The following is a 16873-nucleotide window of genomic DNA, read 5'->3' on the forward strand; positions in this document are numbered from 1 at the left end:
CAAGGTAGCTGAAACGTTTCATCTGGCAAGCCAAAGCGGTTGCCGAATGACCGAAGGGAGGCGGAATGCAGCTTGACGGAGTGCTCTAGCTTGGCTTTCAGCCCTTGCTGTAGCGACTCGGCTGCCAGTAGCCGGTGAGCAGCGGCAGTGCGGGGCCACGCCAGCCGCGCTGACGAAGTTGCCGGGCGATCAGCGCATTCATGATCTTGTGCCCCATCAGCAACACGCTTTCATTGGCCTCGGCCAGCTCGATCAACCGATCGGCCGCTGCGCTGGCACGCCTTGTGGATTCTCGGATGTGCTCGGTATGGCTGGCGAAGCCGAGAAACCAGGCGGTGCGAAACGCCAGGCGCCAGAAGCGCGACGGCAACAGCGGCAGTCCCCACTCGGGATACGGCAGGTGCGGCTCGGCGAACAGCGGATCAGGTAGTTCACAGCAGTCGCATTCCAGATGCGAGCACGATTCGATGCAGCGCTGCAGGGAGCTGCAGACTACGATGCCAACCGAGCCTGCCAGTGCGACCAGACTGTCCGGGCGCTCGGCGGCGACGACCTCCGCAGCGTTGTAGCGCTCGACCCAGGTTTTCATGCCAACCGGCGTGCTCCAGCGCGCTGCGCCGTGGTCGGGTCTACCGTGCCGCACGAGGATGATCTGCATCTGGCTACCGGATACACGGGCCCGGCCGCCAAGACGCATGCCCGCCAGCAGGGGGATAGAAAGAGAATGAAGCGGGTGGAAACGCCCCGACCCGCGGCCGGGGCGACGGGGTCACTTGTCGAGCTCGTCCTGCTTTTCCAGGAATTCCTCTTCGAGCATCGCATCCTTGACGGCCTGAGGCTGCTCGTCGAGCAGCGGATCATTCAACTCGCCGCTGGACAGTACGCGGGTGTCCAACTTGCCCATCAGATGCTCCAGCGCGCGCTGCATCTTGTCCGCCGCGCCATCGACCGCCAGCTGCAGCGACTCGTCCTTGTGCGTCACCGACACCGCCTGATGCCCCTTGGGCCGCGCCTCGATCTGGCAACGCTTGTCATCGGCGCCGGCCTTCTGCGCGTTTTCATCGCTGACATGGACTTCCACTCGGGTGAGGAAGTCGTCGAAACGCTCGAGCCGATCCTCAACGGTCGTACCGACCCACTCGTGCAGCTCGACGCTGCCAGGGATGTGGTTGCTATTGACCTGCACTTGCATACGACTACTCCTGATAGATGACGTACCTACTAGGGTTCGAGGCGCGCGCGTCGGCGAGGTTCAGCTGCTTCGTCCGGTTGCGGGCCCAGGCGGGTCGGCGGGCGTGGCGCCCGCACGGTCAGCCCGACCACCGAGCAGCCAACCCAGCACACCCCAAACCGCCGCGCACACGGCGCCGACCAGGGCGATCAGCCAGACGCCCTGACCGAGACTGTCGAGCAGGCTCTTGGCCCAGCCGCTCAGGGCATCGCCGCCGCGATAGACCACGGTGTCGATGAAGTTTTTCGCCTTGTACTTGCTCTCGGCATCCAGCGGCGCGAAGAGCATCTCGCGGCCCGGGCGGACGAAGGCGTATTCGCCGATGCGACGCACGATCATCACGGCGGCCAGCACGGCAAAGGTCGGCGCCAGGGCCAGGCCGACGAACCCGAGGCAGACCAGCGCCGGTACGGCGGCCAGCAGAATCCGCACGCCGAGCCGCTGTGCGATGCGCCCGGTGATGAACAGCTGCGACAGCAAGGCACCTGCCTGCACCACGAAATCGATCGCACCGAACACCCGCACCTGCTCGGCACGATCCGGAAACAGCTCGGCGACCAGCCTTGCCTGTTCGAAATAGAGAAAGGTGCTGGCGGTCGTCAGCAGCAGCACGAACGCCGCGATGCCGAGCAGATAGCCCGAGCCCAGCACCCGCGTCAGGCCACTGAATGGATTGCCCGCTACCGGTCGCCGTGGACTTTCGGCATGTTCGGTGCCGGGACGGCCGGCACCCATCTCCTCGCGCCAGACCATCAGGTAGTGCTTGAGCGCGACCGCGGCGACCAGCAAAAGCGCCGCCAGCAGCATCAGCCCGAACTGACCGAGCACGCCGACCAACAGCGCGCTCGTCGCCGGTCCGACCAGACCGCCCACACTGGCACCAGCAGCGATGAAGGCGAACAGCCGGCGCGCCTGCGGAGCGTCGAACACATCGGCCATCAGGCTCCAGGCGACCGAGACCACGAACAGGTTGTAGACCGAGATCCACACGTAGAACACCCGCGCCAGCCAGACGCTGTCTCCGAGCAGGAAGAACAGCCCCGCGAACACGAGCAGGTTGACGCAGAAAAAGCCGTACACCCAGTCGATGTAATGGATGCGCGCGACCCGCGAGTTGAGCCAGGCGAACAGTGGCACCGCCACCAGCATGGCGATGAAGGTCGCGGTAAACAGCCACTGCAGGTTCTCGACGCCGCCCTGAATGCCCATAGACTCGCGAATCGGCCGCAGCATGAAGTAGCCAGAGAACAGGCAGAAGAACAGGCTGAACCCGGCCAGCGCGGCATGCAGTTCCCCGGGGCGGGCATTGATCAGCGCGGCCCCGCGAGCGGCTAGCGAAGTCGGCATTCGGCGCTCAGCGGAAGGCGTCGACGATCATCTGCCGCTGTCGCGCATCCGGCAGCCGCCCCTGGCCGGCGAGCAGGTTGTCGGCCATGTAGCGCGGGTTGGAAGTCGCCGGTATGACCGCAGTTACAGCCGGCTCGGCAAGGATGAACTTGAGCAGCAGCTGCGCCCAGGAGCTGGCATCGATCTCCACCGCCCAGGCCGGCAGCGGCTTGTCCTTGACCCTGGACAGCAGGTTGCCACGGGTAAACGGCCGGTTGATCAGCGTGGCGATGCCGTGGTCGGCGCAGTACGGCAGCAGCTGCTTCTCGGCGTTGCGCTCGCCCACCGAATAGTTGAACTGCACGAAGTCGACCTTCTCCTGCTTCAGCGTCTCCAGCAGGCGGTCGTGGGCCGACTCCAGATAATGGGTCACGCCGATGTAGCGCACCCGCCCCTCCTGCTTGAGTTCGCGCAGCAGGCCGAGCTGGGTGCGGGTGTCCTGCAGGTTGTGCACCTGGATCAGGTCGATGGTGTCGGTCTGCAGCGCCTTGAAGCTCGCTTCGATCTGCGCCAGGCCGCGTTCGCGACCGCTGGAGGATACCTTGCTGGCGAGGAAGACCTTGTCGCGCTGGCCGTGCCGCTCGACCAGCTCACCGACGACGCGCTCGGAATTGCCGTAGCTCGGCGCGGTATCGATCAGCGATGCGCCGCCATCGAGCAGCACGCGCAGCACCTCGAGCAGCCGCGCCATCTCGGGATCATCCAGGCCTATGTCATGTGTCCGCGAAGTGCCAAGGCCGATGACGGGTAGCATCTCGCCGGTGGAAGGAATCTCGCGTCGACGCAGCGCCTCGGCTGCCCGCACCAGCGACGGCAACAGCGGACCGAGCGCCAGCATCGCTGCGGCCACGGCTGTACGTTGAATGATCTGGCGGCGCGTCGGCATGGGTGGGGGTCTCCGGTCGTTTGCGGTATCGACCTCTGAGTATGGTCGAGTCATTTCGCGATACCGGTCCGGCGACGTACGGAGCTTTTCCTGATGTTTCATGTGGCGCCGAAGCGTACGATAACGATGTCGCAATAGTGGCAATATGCCCTTATTTGCGCTTTACTGCGCCGCTTCCGATGCCTGCTGCGCTGACGGCGGGTTGGTAACTGTCGAGACGAACATGTCCTTCAACCTACGCCAGTCGCGCCAGCAGAGTCCCGATGGCCAGGCACCCGCCGCGCCGCGCCCCTGGGTACGCTCCCGGCTGAGCAGTCTCTGCTATGCCGCAGGACTGCTGTTGGTGTTCATTCTCAGCCTGCTTCTGCTGCCGAACGACAGCGGCCTGGGCCGGCTGCTGTGGGGCGCGCTGTAAGACAGCGCCCAGATATCAGGTCTCAGGTACGAAAACGGCCAACCAGTTCCGCCAGCGTCTTCGACAGCCCGGACAGCTGTTGACTGGCGAGCATGCTCTGCGAGGAATAAGTGGCCGCCTCGTTGGACAGGTCACGGATATCGGTGATGTTGCGCGCGATTTCCTCGGTAACGCTGCTCTGCTCCTCGCACGCGGTGGCGATCTGGGCGGCCATATCGTTGATGCGCTGCACCGACACGGAGGTTTCCGCCAGCACCTGATCGACGCCGGATGCCCGCTCGACACTGTCTCGCGCCTTGTCACTGCCGGTCTGCATGGCCTGTACGGCCTTGTCTACGCCGCTCTGCAGGCGCTCGATGCGCGCTTGGATATCCTTGGTCGAATCCTGCGTGCGCGCGGCCAGTGCCCTTACCTCGTCGGCCACCACGGCGAAACCGCGGCCCTGCTCACCGGCGCGCGCGGCCTCGATGGCGGCGTTGAGCGCGAGCAGATTGGTCTGCTCGGCGATGCCGCGAATCACTTCGAGCACCGCGCCGATGCTGGCGGTTTCCTCGGCAAGCGCACCGATGGTCTGCGAAGCGCCTTCGACCTCCCCGGCCAGCTGGCGGATCGACTGGATGGTACTGCTGACCACCGACGCGCCCTGGCGTGACTGGGTTTCCGCCGCACGCGCGGCGTCCGATGCGTTTTGCGCATTGAGCGCGACTTCATGCACCGCCGCGCTCATCTCGGTCGCGGCAGTGGTCACCTGATCGACCGCGGCGTGTTCGCTGCTGATCAGCTGATCGTTGGTTTCAGCCATCGCCGCCATGCCACGCGCGGCGGTCTCGACCTCAGCGGTAACCCGTCCGACCTCAGCGATCAGCGGCTGTAGTTTGTCGAGAAAGCGATTGAAGGCATTCCCGAGCTGGCCCAGCTCGTCAGCCGAATGCACCTCCAGACGGGCGCGCAGGTCGCCATCGCCATCGGCGATCTGCTTCAGCCGATCGAGCAGTCGGCGCATCGGGCGCAGCACCACCAGCGGCAGGCCGAGGATGAGCAGTGCGCAGCCCAGCAGGCCGATGATCAGCACCGCGGTCTGCTGGCTGGATGTGGCGGCGCCCTCGGCGATCGCCGCCGCGCCCTCGGCCTCGGCGGCTGCGCCTTCGAGTTCGCCGAGTTTGTCGATGGCATCGCGCATGGCATCGAAGCGCACCTCGCTGTCACCAAAGCTCAACGCGCTGGCGGCCTGAGGATCGAGATCGACCTGCTCGATGACCCGCTGCGATACCGCGGACCATTGCTGAAAGCCGCCATTGAACTGCTCGACCAGCGCCAGTGCCTCGGCGCCCGGTTGCATGGCTGCGTACTTCTGCACACGATCGTAGGCCTGCTTGAGGTTTTCCGCATGGCTGGCCTTGAGTGCCTGCACATGCTCGCCAGCATCGCTGTCGAGCAGGCTGCGCTCGGCGACGAAGGCCTGATACAGGTCGCGATCGGCATTGAGCAGCAAGCCGATGGCCGGCAGATGGCGCGTGGCCAAGACCTCGCTGGAGTCGGTGACGCGTTCGATGCCACGCATCCCGAAAACGCCCATCAGCACCAGCAATAGGGCCAGCGCCGCAATGGGCAAGGTGATCTTCCAGCGGAATCCGAGATCGGTGAACAGGCGGGGCATGGCGTCGCTCCTCGAGAGGCTTTCCTTGCTATCGGCTACAACAACTGCGGCAACAGGTCACCGGTCGACAATTGCACAGCCGCGCGCGATTTCCGTTGCGCCACATCAAGAGGAATCGCCGCCTCACCCAGTACTTCCGGATGAAGACCATGGTTGCATGGCGATCTTCGATCCGGCGGCCGATAACGTGGCTGACGGTGACGGCGCCGAACGGGCATGCAGCTCGCGGCCGGGGTGCCGATAACAAAAAATGTAGCCTCTGATCGACGGCTGATCAGTGCGGGAGCGGCCGAGTTTCCCGCTTCCCTTCCTCAAGCGAGTAACGCCCATGATTTCGCTCTCCCGATTCAAGCCAGGCCACACGCAATCCAGCGGCACGGCGAGCCTGCTCTGCTCGGCTCACCAGCTTGCCCAGCAGCTCGCCACCCTGCGCTTCAACCCGACCTACATTGCCGGTTTCGTCTCGCCGCACGTGGATCTGGATGAGGTCGCCAGGCAGATAGCGCAGCGCTTTCCGCAGGCGACGATCAGCCTGTGTACCACCGCGGGCGAGCTGTCCAGCGAGGGCCAGCGGCTTTACTGTGCCACCGGCGCGCAGTGGGATCGGGTGGTGTTGCAGCTGTTCGACGCCAGCGTCATCGCCGCCGCCGAGATCGTCCGTGTGCCGCTGGAGTGCGAGGACATCCGCGGCCAGGGTCAGCGGCTGTCGATGGGCGAGCGCATCGCGCGCCTCACGGCGTCGATCAAGCGGGTGCAGGTGTCGATGAAGATCGATTACCGCGACACGCTGGCGAACATCTTCTTCGACGGCCTCTCCGCTTCGGAATCCTTCTTCATGGAGGCGCTGTACGAGTCCGGTCGTTTCCCCTGCCTGTTCGTCGGCGGCTCGGCCGGTGGCAAGCTGGATTTTCAGAAGACCCAGCTGCATGACGGCAAACGCAGCTACCAGAACCACGCGCTGATCGTCTTCCTCAAGTGCGCGCGGGACGTACGCTTCGGCGTGTTCAAGAGCCAGAACTTCGAGCCGACGCCACTCAGCCTGAACGTACTCAGCGCCTCCCTGGAGGACCGTTACATCAGCCAGGTGGTCGACTCACGCGGCAACATCCGCACGATGGTCCAGGCGCTGTGCGAGGCGCTCAAATGCGCGCCGCAGGAGCTGGAGCAGCGGCTCTCGGACTACTCCTTCGCCATTCGCGTCGGCGAGGAAGTGTTCGTCCGCTCGATCTCGCAGATCGACTTCGCCAACGAGCGCGTGCACCTGTTCTGCGACGTCGCCCCCGGCGAAGAGCTGATCATGGTCAAGCGCACCCCGCTGGCCGAGACCACCCGCCGCGACTATCAACAGTTCATGCGCAACAAGCCCGGCAAGCCGCTGGTGGGCATCCTCAACGACTGCATCCTGCGCCGACTGAACAACGAGCAGGCACTGGGCGGCATGGACCCGGTGTTCGATGACGTGCCGGTGGCCGGTTACTCGACCTTCGGCGAGATCCTCGGCCTCAACCTCAACCAGACCCTGACGGCGGTGTTCTTCTTCCGCACCAACGGCAAGGAAGAGTTCCACGACGAGTACACCGACAACTTCATCGCCTACCACGGCGAGTTCAAGGCATTCTTCCTGCGCCGGCAGATCAAGAAGCTGACCGGCCTGAGCCAGGTGGTGGTCAAGCAGATCGAGCAGTTCAAGCGCCAGGACTACAGCAGCGCGGTGGACATCAATGGCCTCGACGAACACATCCGCCCGGTGTTCCGCGGCCTGGCCGACCTTGGCCAGGTCCTGTCTCAGGCCGACCATGAGCGGCAGTCCATGTCCGAGCAGCTGAGCCAGTGCGCCAACGAGCTGCACGGCTCGATGGACGATCTGACGCTGAACATCAACCAGCAGGGTACCGTCATCGAACAGGCCGGCAGCTCGGTCAAGCAGATGGTCCACCAGGCCGACGAGGTGGTCAGCAGCGCCCGCGACCTGGCGCAGTCCAGTCAGCGCATCCAGTCGGTGGTGCAGACTATCCAGCAGATCGCCGGGCAGACCAACCTGCTGGCGCTCAATGCGGCGATTGAGGCGGCGCGCGCCGGTGACATGGGCCGTGGCTTTGCGGTGGTGGCGGATGAGGTGCGCAAGCTGGCCGAGATCACCGGCAAGAACGCGGAGGAAATCGGCACCGACATCGACCGCCTGGCCAGCGAGATTCGCGCGGTGGCGCAACACATCGAGACGCAATCGGCCGGTGTCGGCTCGCTGACCGGGCTGCTCGATGCGCTGGAAAATTCGAGCAACCTCACCGCAGGCACCTCACGCCAGACCAAGGGCGTCGCCGACCGGCTGATCGGCCTGACCGCGCGCTAAGGCTGTTCGCCGATGGCCAGGGTCAGGCGCGCGCGAACCTCGGCGTAGGGATAAGCCTCCAGCGAGGCGAAGCCTGGGATCTGGCGCGCCTTGAGCTTGGTGAACACCGGCACGCTGATGCCGCAGAGAAAGCGCGTCAGGCACTCGGCGCTGGGCGCACCGCCCTTCAGCTGCGCGAAGCGCTGACTGAATTCGGCGCAGCGGGCGGCCAGGTCAATCTGTTCCAGTGGCGCCATTGCCGACGGTTCCGGCAGTTTCGCGACCTGTCCGTTGCAGACAGAGCAATGCCCGCAGTGCTGCGGCGCCTGCAAGTCACCGAAATACCCGGCCAAGCGCTGGCTCAGGCATTCACTGGATTCGAACAGCGCCAGCATGTTGTCGATGCGGGTGATCTCGCTCGCTTCGTGCTGTTTGAAGTATTCATGCAGTTCGATGCTCAACCCCTCTGCGTCGAAGTCTGGATCGAGCAGCGCATAGACATCGGTCATCTGCTTGCTCTCCAGCTCGATCCAGCCCTTTTCCTGGAAGTACTCCAGGGCCTTTACCACCCGCCCACGGTCCGCACCGTGCTGCTGGTAGAGTGCATCGAAATCCAGCGTGCACCAGGTCCTTGCCCGCGCCGAGCTGTGCACGATGGCCTCGACGAACTGCCGCCGCTCACCTTCGAATTTCGCGACCAGCACCTCGGGTTCGAGCAGGTACTTGAAGCGGTATTCGGCGAAATAGGCGAAGCGTGGAGCGATGATGCCGCGCAGCTCCAGCTGCACCAGCAGGGTTTTCAGCGGCAGCTGGCGGATGTTGCTCTGGTCCGATAGCTGGTTGAGCATCAGCTCCCACTGTCCGCTGCCCTTTTGATCAGGAGCAGCCGCCTGCAGCAGCTCGTCGAGCACGCAGCGGATGCCCTCGCGCTCCGGCGTATCGCCATAGACGAAGTTCTGCAGCACGCTGAGGCTGTCGCGATTGGCCAGCACCAGGCAGTCGGAGGGCTTACCGTCGCGCCCGGCCCGGCCGATCTCCTGGCTGTAATTCTCCACCGACTTGGGCAGGTCGTAGTGCACCACATTGCGAATATCCGCCTTGTCGATGCCCATGCCGAAGGCGATGGTGGCGACGATGCAGTTCAGCTCGCCGGCCATGAAGCGGCGCTGGATCGACTCACGCCGCTCGTGCGCCATGCCCGCGTGATAGGCGCTGGCCGGGAAGCCGCACTGCGCCAGGTGCTCGGCAATCTGTTCGGCGGTCTTCTGCTGGGTAACGTAGACGATGGTGGGCTGGCCGCTCCTGTCGCCCAGCCATTCCACCAGCCGGCGCTGCTTGTTGAAGCCGCTGACCGGCTCCACCAGCAGATTGAGGTTGGGCCGGTAGAAGCCGGTAGTCACCACGTCGTCCGGCGCAATCGAGAATTTGGCCTGCATATCGGCGATCACCGGCGGTGTCGCCGTGGCGGTCAGCAGCAGCACCTGCGGGATATTGAATTGACGCTGGTAGTCGGGAAGCTTGAGGTAATCCGGGCGGAAGTTGTGCCCCCATTCGGAGATGCAGTGCGCCTCATCGACGACCAGCAGCGAGATCGGCACCTGGCTGATGAAGTTGCGGAAGCGTTCGTTCTTCAGCCGCTCCACCGAGATCATCAGGATCTTCAGTTCACCGGACTTGGCGCGGGCCATGGTTTCGCTGGCCTGCTCGCGGCTCTGCGCCGAATCGATGCTTGCCGCCGCGATGCCGTGCCGGTGCAGGAACGCCAGCTGGTCCTGCATCAGCGCCAACAGCGGCGAAACGACCAAGGTGAGATGAGGCAATAGCAGCGCCGGCAGCTGATAACACAAGGACTTGCCCGACCCGGTGGGAAAGATCGCGGCCGCCGAGCGCCCGGCCACCACGGCGCGAATGGCCTGATCCTGGCCGGGACGAAAGCCGTCGTAGCCGAAAGTCTGCCTGAGGGTCTGTTCGATCATGCTGAGTCACTCCTTTGACTGGAGGCCGGAGGGTAGCAAACGGAGGGAGACGGTACTGCAAAGCGGCTGACATGTGCGGCCGGTCGTCGGAGCGCGTGGCCATCAGCCCGGCGATGGCGCTGGGCGCCGGATGGGACTTTGAGGTGGGCAAATTTGGCGGCCAGCGGGCCCAGGTGGAAGGACGCATTGCGCGCCCTTCGCCAGAAGACTCAGAAGCGGTCGCGAATCACCACCTCATCGAACGGCAACTTGCCGATCCGCGGCTTCGGCTCGGCAGCGCGCTTGCCCACCGCGACCATCAGCGCGATGACATGGTTGTCCGGCAGGTTGATCAGCTTGCCGACCGCGTCGAAATCGAAGCCATCCATCGGGCAGGAATCCAGGCCCTTGGCCCGTGCCGCGAGCATCAGCGTCTGCGCCATCAGGCCGCAACTGCGCATGGCTTCGTCACGCTGGACCTGCGGCTTGTCGCGGTAGTAGGCATCAATGGCGCCGGCCATAAAGTTCTGCACCTCGCCTGGCGCACCATCCCAGACCCGGCGGACATTCTTTTCCCAGCTGTCGACCTGCGCGCAGATCACCACCAGCATCGAGGCATCGGTCATCTGCGCCTGGTTCCAGCCCACCTCGCGGATCTGCGCCCGCAGTTCAGGGTCGCTCACCTCGACGAAGCGCACGTGCTGCAGGTTGAAGGCAGAGGGTGCCAGCAGTGCCAGTTGCAGCAGCTCGTCCTTCTCCTCCCGGCTGAGCTGGAAGCTCGGGTCGTAGACTTTGACGGCGCGACGGGTGCGGATGGCTTCTACGGTATTCATGACGCTTCCTCGTGATCAACAGTGGCGCCATGCTAAGGGCGCCGACCAATCGAATCCATGCGCCTTGACCGATAAGAATCATCGACGCCTTTGATCCGAATCACCACCCGGCACAAACGAAAAAGCCGCCCGGAGGCGGCTTTTCGATCACGCGGCGGGCAGCTTAGAGCTGCGGGCCGGCGTTGCGGATGGCGTCGGAGACATCGAACTTCTTGAAGTTCTCGACGAACTTGGCTGCCAGTTCCTTTGCGGCATGGTCGTAGGCGCTCTTGTCGGCCCAGGTGTTGCGCGGGTTCAGCAGCTGGGTATCGACGCCGGAGACGGCCTTCGGCACGTCCAGATTGATGATCGGCAGGTGCTCGGTCTCGGCACCGATCAGCGCGCCGCTCTGAATCGCCGCGATCACCGCACGGGTGGTCGGGATGTTGAATCGCTTGCCGACGCCGTAGCCACCACCGGTCCAGCCGGTGTTGACCAGGTAGACCTTGGAGCCAAAGCCGTTGATACGCTTGATCAGCAACTCGGCGTACTCGCCAGCCGGACGCGGGAAGAACGGCGCGCCGAAGCAGGTGGAGAAGGTCGACTTGATGCCGCTGCCCGAACCCATTTCGGTCGAACCGACCAGCGCGGTGTAGCCGGACAGGAAGTGGTAGGCAGCTTGCTCGTTGTTCAGGATCGACACGGGCGGCAGTACGCCGGTCAGGTCGCAGGTCAGGAAGATCACCGCGTTCGGCTCACCGCCGAGGTTCTTCTCGGAGCGCTTCTCGACATGCTGCAGCGGGTACGCGGCGCGGCTGTTCTGGGTCAGGCTGGCGTCGGCGTAGTCGGGCAGACGGGTGCGCTCGTCGAGCACCACGTTCTCCAGCACGGCGCCGAACTTGATAGCCTTCCAGATCACCGGCTCGTTCTTCTCGGACAGGTCGATGCACTTGGCGTAGCAGCCACCCTCGATGTTGAACACGCGGCCAACGCCCCAGCCGTGCTCGTCATCGCCGATCAGGTAGCGGCTCTCGTCGGCCGACAGGGTGGTCTTGCCGGTGCCGGACAGACCGAAGAACAGAGTGGTGTCGCCATCTTCGCCGATGTTGGCGGCACAGTGCATCGGCAGCACGTCGACGTCCGGCAGCAGGAAGTTCTGCACGGAGAACATGGCTTTCTTCATTTCACCGGCGTACTGCATGCCGGCGATCAGCACCTTCTTCTCGGCGAAGTTGATGATCACGCAGCCATCGGAATTGGTGCCGTCACGCTCGGGTACGCACTGGAAGAACGGTGCGTTGAGGATGCGCCACTCGCTCAGGCTGGCCTGGTTGAACTGTTCCGGGGTGATGAACAGGCAACGGCCGAACAGGTTGTGCCAGGCGGTCTCGGTGGTCATCTTGACCGGCAGGTAGTGCTCGGGATCGGCACCGACATGGACGTAGGAGACGAAGCTGTCACGCTCGGCGATGTAGGCTTCGACGCGGTTCCACAGTGCTTCGAAGTTGCCGGCCGGGAACGGACGGTTGATCGGGCCCCAGGCAATCTTGTGCTGGGTGCTCGGCTCTTCGACGATGAAGCGGTCAGCCGGAGAACGACCCGTGCGGTGCCCGGTCTTCACCACCAGAGAGCCATTGGCGGACAGTTCGCCCTCTCCGCGCTTGACGGCTTCTTCAATCAGTTGAGCGGTGCTGATGTCGGTGTACACGGCGTTGGTGGCTTGCGTCATGAGTGTTCCCGTCGGCCTTGGGCCGATTCCTCCATGCTGTTGTAGCCCGCCGAGCGACGAACTACATCGAAAAAAGTGCGCGCGATTATGCCAGATAATGCACCGCGCTGGGTATGAGGCCGTGATGGCCAAATAGTTCACTGGCTGGCTGCAGGTCCATCCCTGTCTCATTCCTTAGCGTACTGGCGCTCCGCGGATGGCTGCCGAGCGCCAGGCGCCGCTCAATGACGGGTGCCCGAGGGCGCGTCGCTGCCGCCACCGGCGAAAAGCTGGGCCACGTCCGCGGCATCATAGGTGTACTTCTCGTTGCAGAACTGGCAATCGATGCTCACCGCACCGCCCTGCTCGACCACGAGTTGCTGGGCGTCTTCCTCGCCCAGGCTGATCAGCGCACGGGCCGAGCGCTCCCGCGAGCAGCTGCAGCGAAAGCGGATCGGCAGCGCGTCGAACAGGCGCAGCTGCTCCTGATGGTAGAGCCGGTGCAACAGCGTCTCGGCATCCAGCCCGAGCAGTTCCTCGGCCGTCAGGGTGTCGGCCAGGGTGCGCAGGTGCTCCCAGCTGGCGTCACGCTCGTCGGCATCCTTGATTCGATCGGCCGGCAACTGCTGCAGCAGCAGGCCGCAGGCCCGGCGGCTGTCGGCATTGAGCCAGAAGCGCGTCGGCAGCTGCTCGGACGCAACGAAGTAGTTGGTCAGGCATTCCGCCAGGTTGACCCCGTCCAGGCCGACGATGCCCTGGTAGCGCTGGCCGTTGGCCGGATCGACGGTGATCGCCAGCATGCCCTCGGGCATCAACTCGGCCAGCGTTGCGCCCGTCTCGATCTGCTCGGCGTGGTAGCGCGCGATGCCGCGCACCTCCCGGGCACTGGAGCACTCGACCATCAGCAGCGGGACAGCTCCGCTGGAACGCGCCTGGAGAATCAGCAGCCCGTCGAACTTGAGCGTGCCGACCAGCAGCGCGGCAGCCGCGAGCAGCTCGCCAAGCAGCTGGGCGACGGGCTCGGGGTAGGTGTGCTTGGCCAGCACGTGCTGGAAGCTTTCGTCCAGCGTGGCGATTTCGCCGCGAACGTCGGAATCGTCGAAGATAAAGCGCTGAGTTTGGTCGGACATGCCGGGGCTCGCTGGAACGGCGGAGGAAGCCGGCGATTTTAGGCGCAAAGCCGGCCCGGACCAAGGGCGGCTGCCGGACGGCCTCGTGAGTGATGCAGCTCGCCAGCGTTGCGAAGATCAGTCCGGTTTGTAGTCGCGCAGGTACTGGATCTGCCGGCGCTGCTTCTTGCTCGGCCGCCCATCGGTCTGCAGCCCCAGCGCGCCGGCCTTGCGCTGCGCCGCCGCTTCCTCGCGCGCGGCCAGGCTTTGCGGCGTCTCCTCGTAGAGTGTTTGCGCCTCGGGCGCTCCGCGGCGCACCGCCGACAAAGCGCGGACGACCACCGTGCGCTCGTCGAAACCGATGCGGATCAGCAGCTCGTCGCCCACCTTCGGTTCCTTGCTCGGCTTGCAACGCTCGCCACGACAGTGCACCTTGCCACCCTCGATGGCCGCCTTGGCCAGCGCACGGGTCTTGAAGAAGCGCGCAGCCCACAGCCACTTGTCCAGGCGCACCTTGTCGTCGTCTTTTTCGGCCATCGTCCAGCTCTATCCTCTACACGTCGTTCTAGGGTGTTACAGACGGATGCAGTTGTCATGCACCCCGACTAGAATGCCGGCAAATTCTTCGGACGCTCCCATTGAAGAGACTCGACCCCCATACCGTGATCGGTCTGCGTGAATGGATCGCCCTGCCGGATCTCGGCGTGGTGGGCCTGCGCGCGAAGGTCGATACCGGGGCCAGCACATCGGCGCTGCATGCTACCGAGATCAGCGAGTTCGAACGCGACGGTCAGCGCTGGGTCCGATTCACCGCCCACCTGGGCACGCTGGTACAGCGCCGCCACCGCTGCGAGGCACCGCTGGTCACGCGCAAGCTGATCAAGAGTTCCAACGGGCAGGTGCAGACGCGCTACGTGGTGCGAACATTGCTTGCACTCGGCAGTCATGTCTGGCCGGTGGAGTTCACCCTGACCTGCCGCAAGACCATGCGTTATCGCCTGCTGCTCGGTTCAAAGGCACTGGTCGAAGGGCAATGGCTGATCGATCCGTCGCGAACCTATATTCAGGACAAACCCCAGATCCTCACTTCCTCCGGTGCTCCATGAAAATCGCCGTGCTGTCGCGCAATCCGCGCCTGTATTCCACCCGACGCCTGGTCGAAGCCGGCCAGCAGCGGGGCCATGAGGTGGTGGTGATCGATACGCTACGCGCGTACATGAACATTGCCAGCCACAAGCCGCAGATCCATTACCGCGGCAAACCGCTGGACGGCTTCGACGCGGTGATCCCGCGCATCGGCGCCTCGGTGACCTTCTATGGCTGTGCGGTGCTGCGCCAGTTCGAGATGCAAGGCGTGTTCCCACTCAACGAGTCAGTCGCCATCGCCCGCTCGCGGGACAAGCTGCGTGCGCTGCAACTGCTGTCGCGCCGCGGCGTCGGCCTGCCCGTGACCGGCTTCGCCCACTCGCCGGATGACATTCCCGACCTGATCCAGATGGTCAACGGCGCCCCCCTGGTGATCAAGGTTCTGGAGGGCACCCAGGGCATCGGCGTGGTGCTCTGTGAAACCGAGAAGGCCGCCGAATCGGTGATCGAGGCCTTCATGGGGCTCAAGCAGGACATCATGGTGCAGGAGTACATAAAGGAAGCCGGCGGCGCCGACATCCGCTGCTTCGTGGTCGGCGACAAGGTCATCGCGGCGATGAAGCGCCAGGCCAAGCCCGGCGAGTTCCGCTCCAACCTGCACCGTGGCGGCTCCGCCAGCCTGATCAAGATCACCCCGGAAGAACGCATGACCGCCATCCGTGCGGCGAAGGTGATGGGCCTGAACGTCGCCGGCGTCGACATCCTGCGCTCAAACCATGGCCCGCTGGTGATGGAGGTCAACTCCTCGCCGGGCCTGGCCGGCATCGAAGAGACCACCGGCAAGGACGTCGCCGGGCTGATCATCCAGTACCTGGAGAAGAACGGCGGGCCGCACCTGACCCGTACCAAAGGCAAGGGCTGATTCCGCCTCGTGGCGAACCGGCTACTCGGCCGGTTTGCCCTGCACCGCATCGCGCGGCAGCAGCAATCCCAGCGGCAGGCTGACGCGCGCCTCCAAACCACCGCCCTCACGGTTGCGCAACTCGACGATGCCGCCGTGCTGTGAAGCGATGCGTTTGACGATCGCCAGACCCAGCCCGGCGCCCTGCCCGCCACGAGCGCGATCACCGCGGATGAACGGATTGAAGATGCCTTCCAGCTCGGCGGGATCGATCCCCGGGCCGCGGTCGAGCACGCTCAGCACCACGTAGGGCGCGTGCTGGTCGCCCGACACATAAGCCGCCACCTCCACCCCGCCGCCGCCGTAGCGCAAGGCGTTCTCGATGAGATTCACCAGCAGCCGCTTGACCGAAACCCGACGCAGGGCGAACGGCGGCATCGGCTCGACGCAAAGGCGAACGATCTCCTGTTGCTGGTTGTAGGGCGCCACCACTTCACGGATCAGCTCCCCGAGGTCGGTGGTTTCCACCGGTTCATCGCTGCCGTCGCGGACGAAGGCGAGGAACTGATCGAGGATCGCATTCATGTCCTCGACATCACGAATCATGTCGTCGGTCAGCTCGTCATCGCTGCTCATCAGCTCCAGCGACAGGCGCAGGCGCGTCAATGGCGTGCGCAGATCGTGGGAAACCCCGGCCAGCATCAGTTCGCGCTCCCGGCCAGCCTGCTCGACGTCCTCGGCCATCTGGTTGAAGGCGCGATACACCTCGGTCATCTCGCTCGGCGTATCGCTGATCGGCAGGCGCACGCGCCGGCCCTTGCCGATCTGCCGTGCGGCGAAGACCAGGCGCTTGAGCGGCAGATTGAGCTGGCTGACGAAGATCCACGCCGCCCCGGTGGACAGCAGGCCGATACCGAGGAACCAGCCGAGCACGCTCCAGATGCGCTGGCCACGCAGCGGATAGGCGTACAGCGGCACCTGCACCCAGTCCGGCCCCAACGCAGGCGCGCGCACCCAGATCGCCGTGGACGGCTGGATACGCACGCGCACCTCGGTATCGTCGCCCAGCTCGTCGCGCATCTGCCGCTGGAAGATCTCGGTGTAGGGCCAGTGGTATTCGCTGCGCGGCACGTTCTGCTCGGCCACCAGCTGCAGGCCGGCGGCGCGACCGATACGGTCTCGGTCTTCGAGATCGGCGGCCCAGTAGGCACGCAGCGTCAGTGCCGCGCCGTGGCTGTACTGGCGGTCAACCAGCACGTCCTCGTTGGTCATCAGGTAGACCAGCGTCAGGACCTTGGAGAACAGCACCACGATCAGCACCATCCACAGGGTGCGGGCGAAGAAGCTTTGCGGGAACCAGAGCGGAGTTTTCATGAAGTCCCGGCGGCAGGCCCAGAA

15 protein-coding genes are annotated in these 16873 nt (G+C 64.7%); 4 read left to right on the forward strand and 11 right to left on the reverse strand.

Annotated elements, in window-relative coordinates; all coding sequences use genetic code 11:
• Positions 1 to 97: 97 nt before the first annotated feature.
• The 4 genes from LW136_RS20745 to LW136_RS20760 form a co-directional block, all read right to left on the reverse strand.
• The gene (locus tag LW136_RS20745) at positions 98 to 658 is read right to left on the reverse strand and encodes a histidine phosphatase family protein (protein WP_234173958.1); all 561 of its coding nucleotides are present in this window, start codon (positions 656 to 658) and stop codon (positions 98 to 100) included.
• A 111-nt stretch (positions 659 to 769) separates the two neighbouring features.
• Positions 770 to 1192 carry an HPF/RaiA family ribosome-associated protein gene (locus tag LW136_RS20750; protein WP_234173960.1) on the reverse strand — a complete coding sequence of 141 codons (423 nt, stop codon included), beginning with the start codon at positions 1190 to 1192 and terminating at the stop codon, positions 770 to 772.
• Positions 1193 to 1252: 60 nt separating this feature from the next.
• Positions 1253 to 2578 carry an NTP/NDP exchange transporter gene (locus LW136_RS20755; RefSeq protein ID WP_234173962.1) on the reverse strand — a complete coding sequence of 442 codons (1326 nt, stop codon included), beginning with the start codon at positions 2576 to 2578 and terminating at the stop codon, positions 1253 to 1255.
• A gap of 7 nt (positions 2579 to 2585) precedes the next feature.
• Positions 2586 to 3503, reverse strand: coding sequence for an aldo/keto reductase (locus LW136_RS20760; RefSeq protein WP_234173964.1), 918 nt, complete (start codon positions 3501 to 3503; stop codon positions 2586 to 2588).
• Positions 3504 to 3726: 223 nt separating this feature from the next.
• Between LW136_RS20760 and LW136_RS20765 the strand changes: the two genes are divergently transcribed.
• Positions 3727 to 3918 (forward strand): hypothetical protein, encoded by a 192-nt coding sequence (locus tag LW136_RS20765; protein WP_044315161.1) that lies wholly within the window; start codon positions 3727 to 3729, stop codon positions 3916 to 3918.
• A 22-nt stretch (positions 3919 to 3940) separates the two neighbouring features.
• Here LW136_RS20765 and LW136_RS20770 read toward each other — a convergent pair whose 3' ends face one another.
• Positions 3941 to 5575, reverse strand: coding sequence for a methyl-accepting chemotaxis protein (locus LW136_RS20770; protein WP_228207697.1), 1635 nt, complete (start codon positions 5573 to 5575; stop codon positions 3941 to 3943).
• Positions 5576 to 5903: 328 nt separating this feature from the next.
• Here LW136_RS20770 and LW136_RS20775 point away from each other — a divergent pair, with 328 nt between their 5' ends.
• Positions 5904 to 7925, forward strand: coding sequence for an FIST N-terminal domain-containing protein (locus LW136_RS20775; RefSeq protein ID WP_234173965.1), 2022 nt, complete (start codon positions 5904 to 5906; stop codon positions 7923 to 7925).
• Here LW136_RS20775 and LW136_RS20780 read toward each other — a convergent pair.
• From LW136_RS20780 to LW136_RS20800, 5 genes are all read right to left on the reverse strand, one after another.
• Positions 7922 to 9880 carry a RecQ family ATP-dependent DNA helicase gene (locus LW136_RS20780; protein ID WP_234173967.1) on the reverse strand — a complete coding sequence of 653 codons (1959 nt, stop codon included), beginning with the start codon at positions 9878 to 9880 and terminating at the stop codon, positions 7922 to 7924. The genes LW136_RS20775 and LW136_RS20780 overlap by 4 nt on opposite strands.
• Before the next feature lie 209 nt (positions 9881 to 10089).
• Positions 10090 to 10692, reverse strand: a complete 603-nt coding sequence (locus tag LW136_RS20785; protein WP_042922639.1) for a nitroreductase family protein — start codon at positions 10690 to 10692, stop codon at positions 10090 to 10092.
• 163 nt (positions 10693 to 10855) lie between these two features.
• A complete protein-coding gene (locus LW136_RS20790) occupies positions 10856 to 12400 on the reverse strand; it encodes a phosphoenolpyruvate carboxykinase (protein WP_234173969.1) in 1545 nt (514 codons plus the stop codon).
• 221 nt (positions 12401 to 12621) lie between these two features.
• The gene (gene hslO, locus LW136_RS20795) at positions 12622 to 13509 is read right to left on the reverse strand and encodes an Hsp33 family molecular chaperone HslO (protein WP_046620817.1); all 888 of its coding nucleotides are present in this window, start codon (positions 13507 to 13509) and stop codon (positions 12622 to 12624) included.
• 117 nt (positions 13510 to 13626) lie between these two features.
• Positions 13627 to 14025, reverse strand: coding sequence for an RNA-binding S4 domain-containing protein (locus LW136_RS20800; RefSeq protein ID WP_014821963.1), 399 nt, complete (start codon positions 14023 to 14025; stop codon positions 13627 to 13629).
• A gap of 101 nt (positions 14026 to 14126) precedes the next feature.
• Here LW136_RS20800 and rimB point away from each other — a divergent pair, with 101 nt between their 5' ends.
• Both rimB and rimK read left to right on the forward strand, forming a co-directional pair.
• Positions 14127 to 14594: a retropepsin-like aspartic endopeptidase RimB gene (gene rimB, locus LW136_RS20805; protein ID WP_031298444.1), complete on the forward strand. Its 468-nt coding sequence runs from the start codon at positions 14127 to 14129 to the stop codon at positions 14592 to 14594.
• Complete coding sequence (rimK, locus tag LW136_RS20810; RefSeq protein ID WP_023447046.1) at positions 14591 to 15496, forward strand: 30S ribosomal protein S6--L-glutamate ligase; 906 nt, start codon at positions 14591 to 14593, stop codon at positions 15494 to 15496. Before rimB ends, rimK begins: the two co-directional genes overlap by 4 nt.
• A gap of 21 nt (positions 15497 to 15517) precedes the next feature.
• On the opposite strand, the gene LW136_RS20815 is transcribed toward rimK, so the two are convergent.
• Positions 15518 to 16849, reverse strand: coding sequence for an ATP-binding protein (locus LW136_RS20815; protein ID WP_125860995.1), 1332 nt, complete (start codon positions 16847 to 16849; stop codon positions 15518 to 15520).
• Positions 16850 to 16873 lie beyond the last annotated feature (24 nt).

The organism is Stutzerimonas kunmingensis (assembly GCF_021432085.1).
GTDB lineage: Bacteria > Pseudomonadota > Gammaproteobacteria > Pseudomonadales > Pseudomonadaceae > Stutzerimonas.

What these genes read in the sequence shown, in the direction of transcription:
- rimK (WP_023447046.1), top strand. Translation starts at nt 14,591, where the DNA reads ATGAAAATCGCCGTGCTGTCGCGCAATCCGCGCCTGTATTCCACCCGA.
- LW136_RS20755 (WP_234173962.1), bottom strand. Translation starts at nt 2,578, where the DNA reads ATGCCGACTTCGCTAGCCGCTCGCGGGGCCGCGCTGATCAATGCCCGC.
- LW136_RS20785 (WP_042922639.1), bottom strand. Translation starts at nt 10,692, where the DNA reads ATGAATACCGTAGAAGCCATCCGCACCCGTCGCGCCGTCAAAGTCTAC.
- LW136_RS20790 (WP_234173969.1), bottom strand. Translation starts at nt 12,400, where the DNA reads ATGACGCAAGCCACCAACGCCGTGTACACCGACATCAGCACCGCTCAA.
- LW136_RS20765 (WP_044315161.1), top strand. Translation starts at nt 3,727, where the DNA reads ATGTCCTTCAACCTACGCCAGTCGCGCCAGCAGAGTCCCGATGGCCAG.
- LW136_RS20750 (WP_234173960.1), bottom strand. Translation starts at nt 1,192, where the DNA reads ATGCAAGTGCAGGTCAATAGCAACCACATCCCTGGCAGCGTCGAGCTG.
- LW136_RS20780 (WP_234173967.1), bottom strand. Translation starts at nt 9,880, where the DNA reads ATGATCGAACAGACCCTCAGGCAGACTTTCGGCTACGACGGCTTTCGT.
- LW136_RS20745 (WP_234173958.1), bottom strand. Translation starts at nt 658, where the DNA reads ATGCAGATCATCCTCGTGCGGCACGGTAGACCCGACCACGGCGCAGCG.
- LW136_RS20770 (WP_228207697.1), bottom strand. Translation starts at nt 5,575, where the DNA reads ATGCCCCGCCTGTTCACCGATCTCGGATTCCGCTGGAAGATCACCTTG.
- LW136_RS20760 (WP_234173964.1), bottom strand. Translation starts at nt 3,503, where the DNA reads ATGCCGACGCGCCGCCAGATCATTCAACGTACAGCCGTGGCCGCAGCG.
- LW136_RS20815 (WP_125860995.1), bottom strand. Translation starts at nt 16,849, where the DNA reads ATGAAAACTCCGCTCTGGTTCCCGCAAAGCTTCTTCGCCCGCACCCTG.
- LW136_RS20775 (WP_234173965.1), top strand. Translation starts at nt 5,904, where the DNA reads ATGATTTCGCTCTCCCGATTCAAGCCAGGCCACACGCAATCCAGCGGC.
- LW136_RS20800 (WP_014821963.1), bottom strand. Translation starts at nt 14,025, where the DNA reads ATGGCCGAAAAAGACGACGACAAGGTGCGCCTGGACAAGTGGCTGTGG.
- hslO (WP_046620817.1), bottom strand. Translation starts at nt 13,509, where the DNA reads ATGTCCGACCAAACTCAGCGCTTTATCTTCGACGATTCCGACGTTCGC.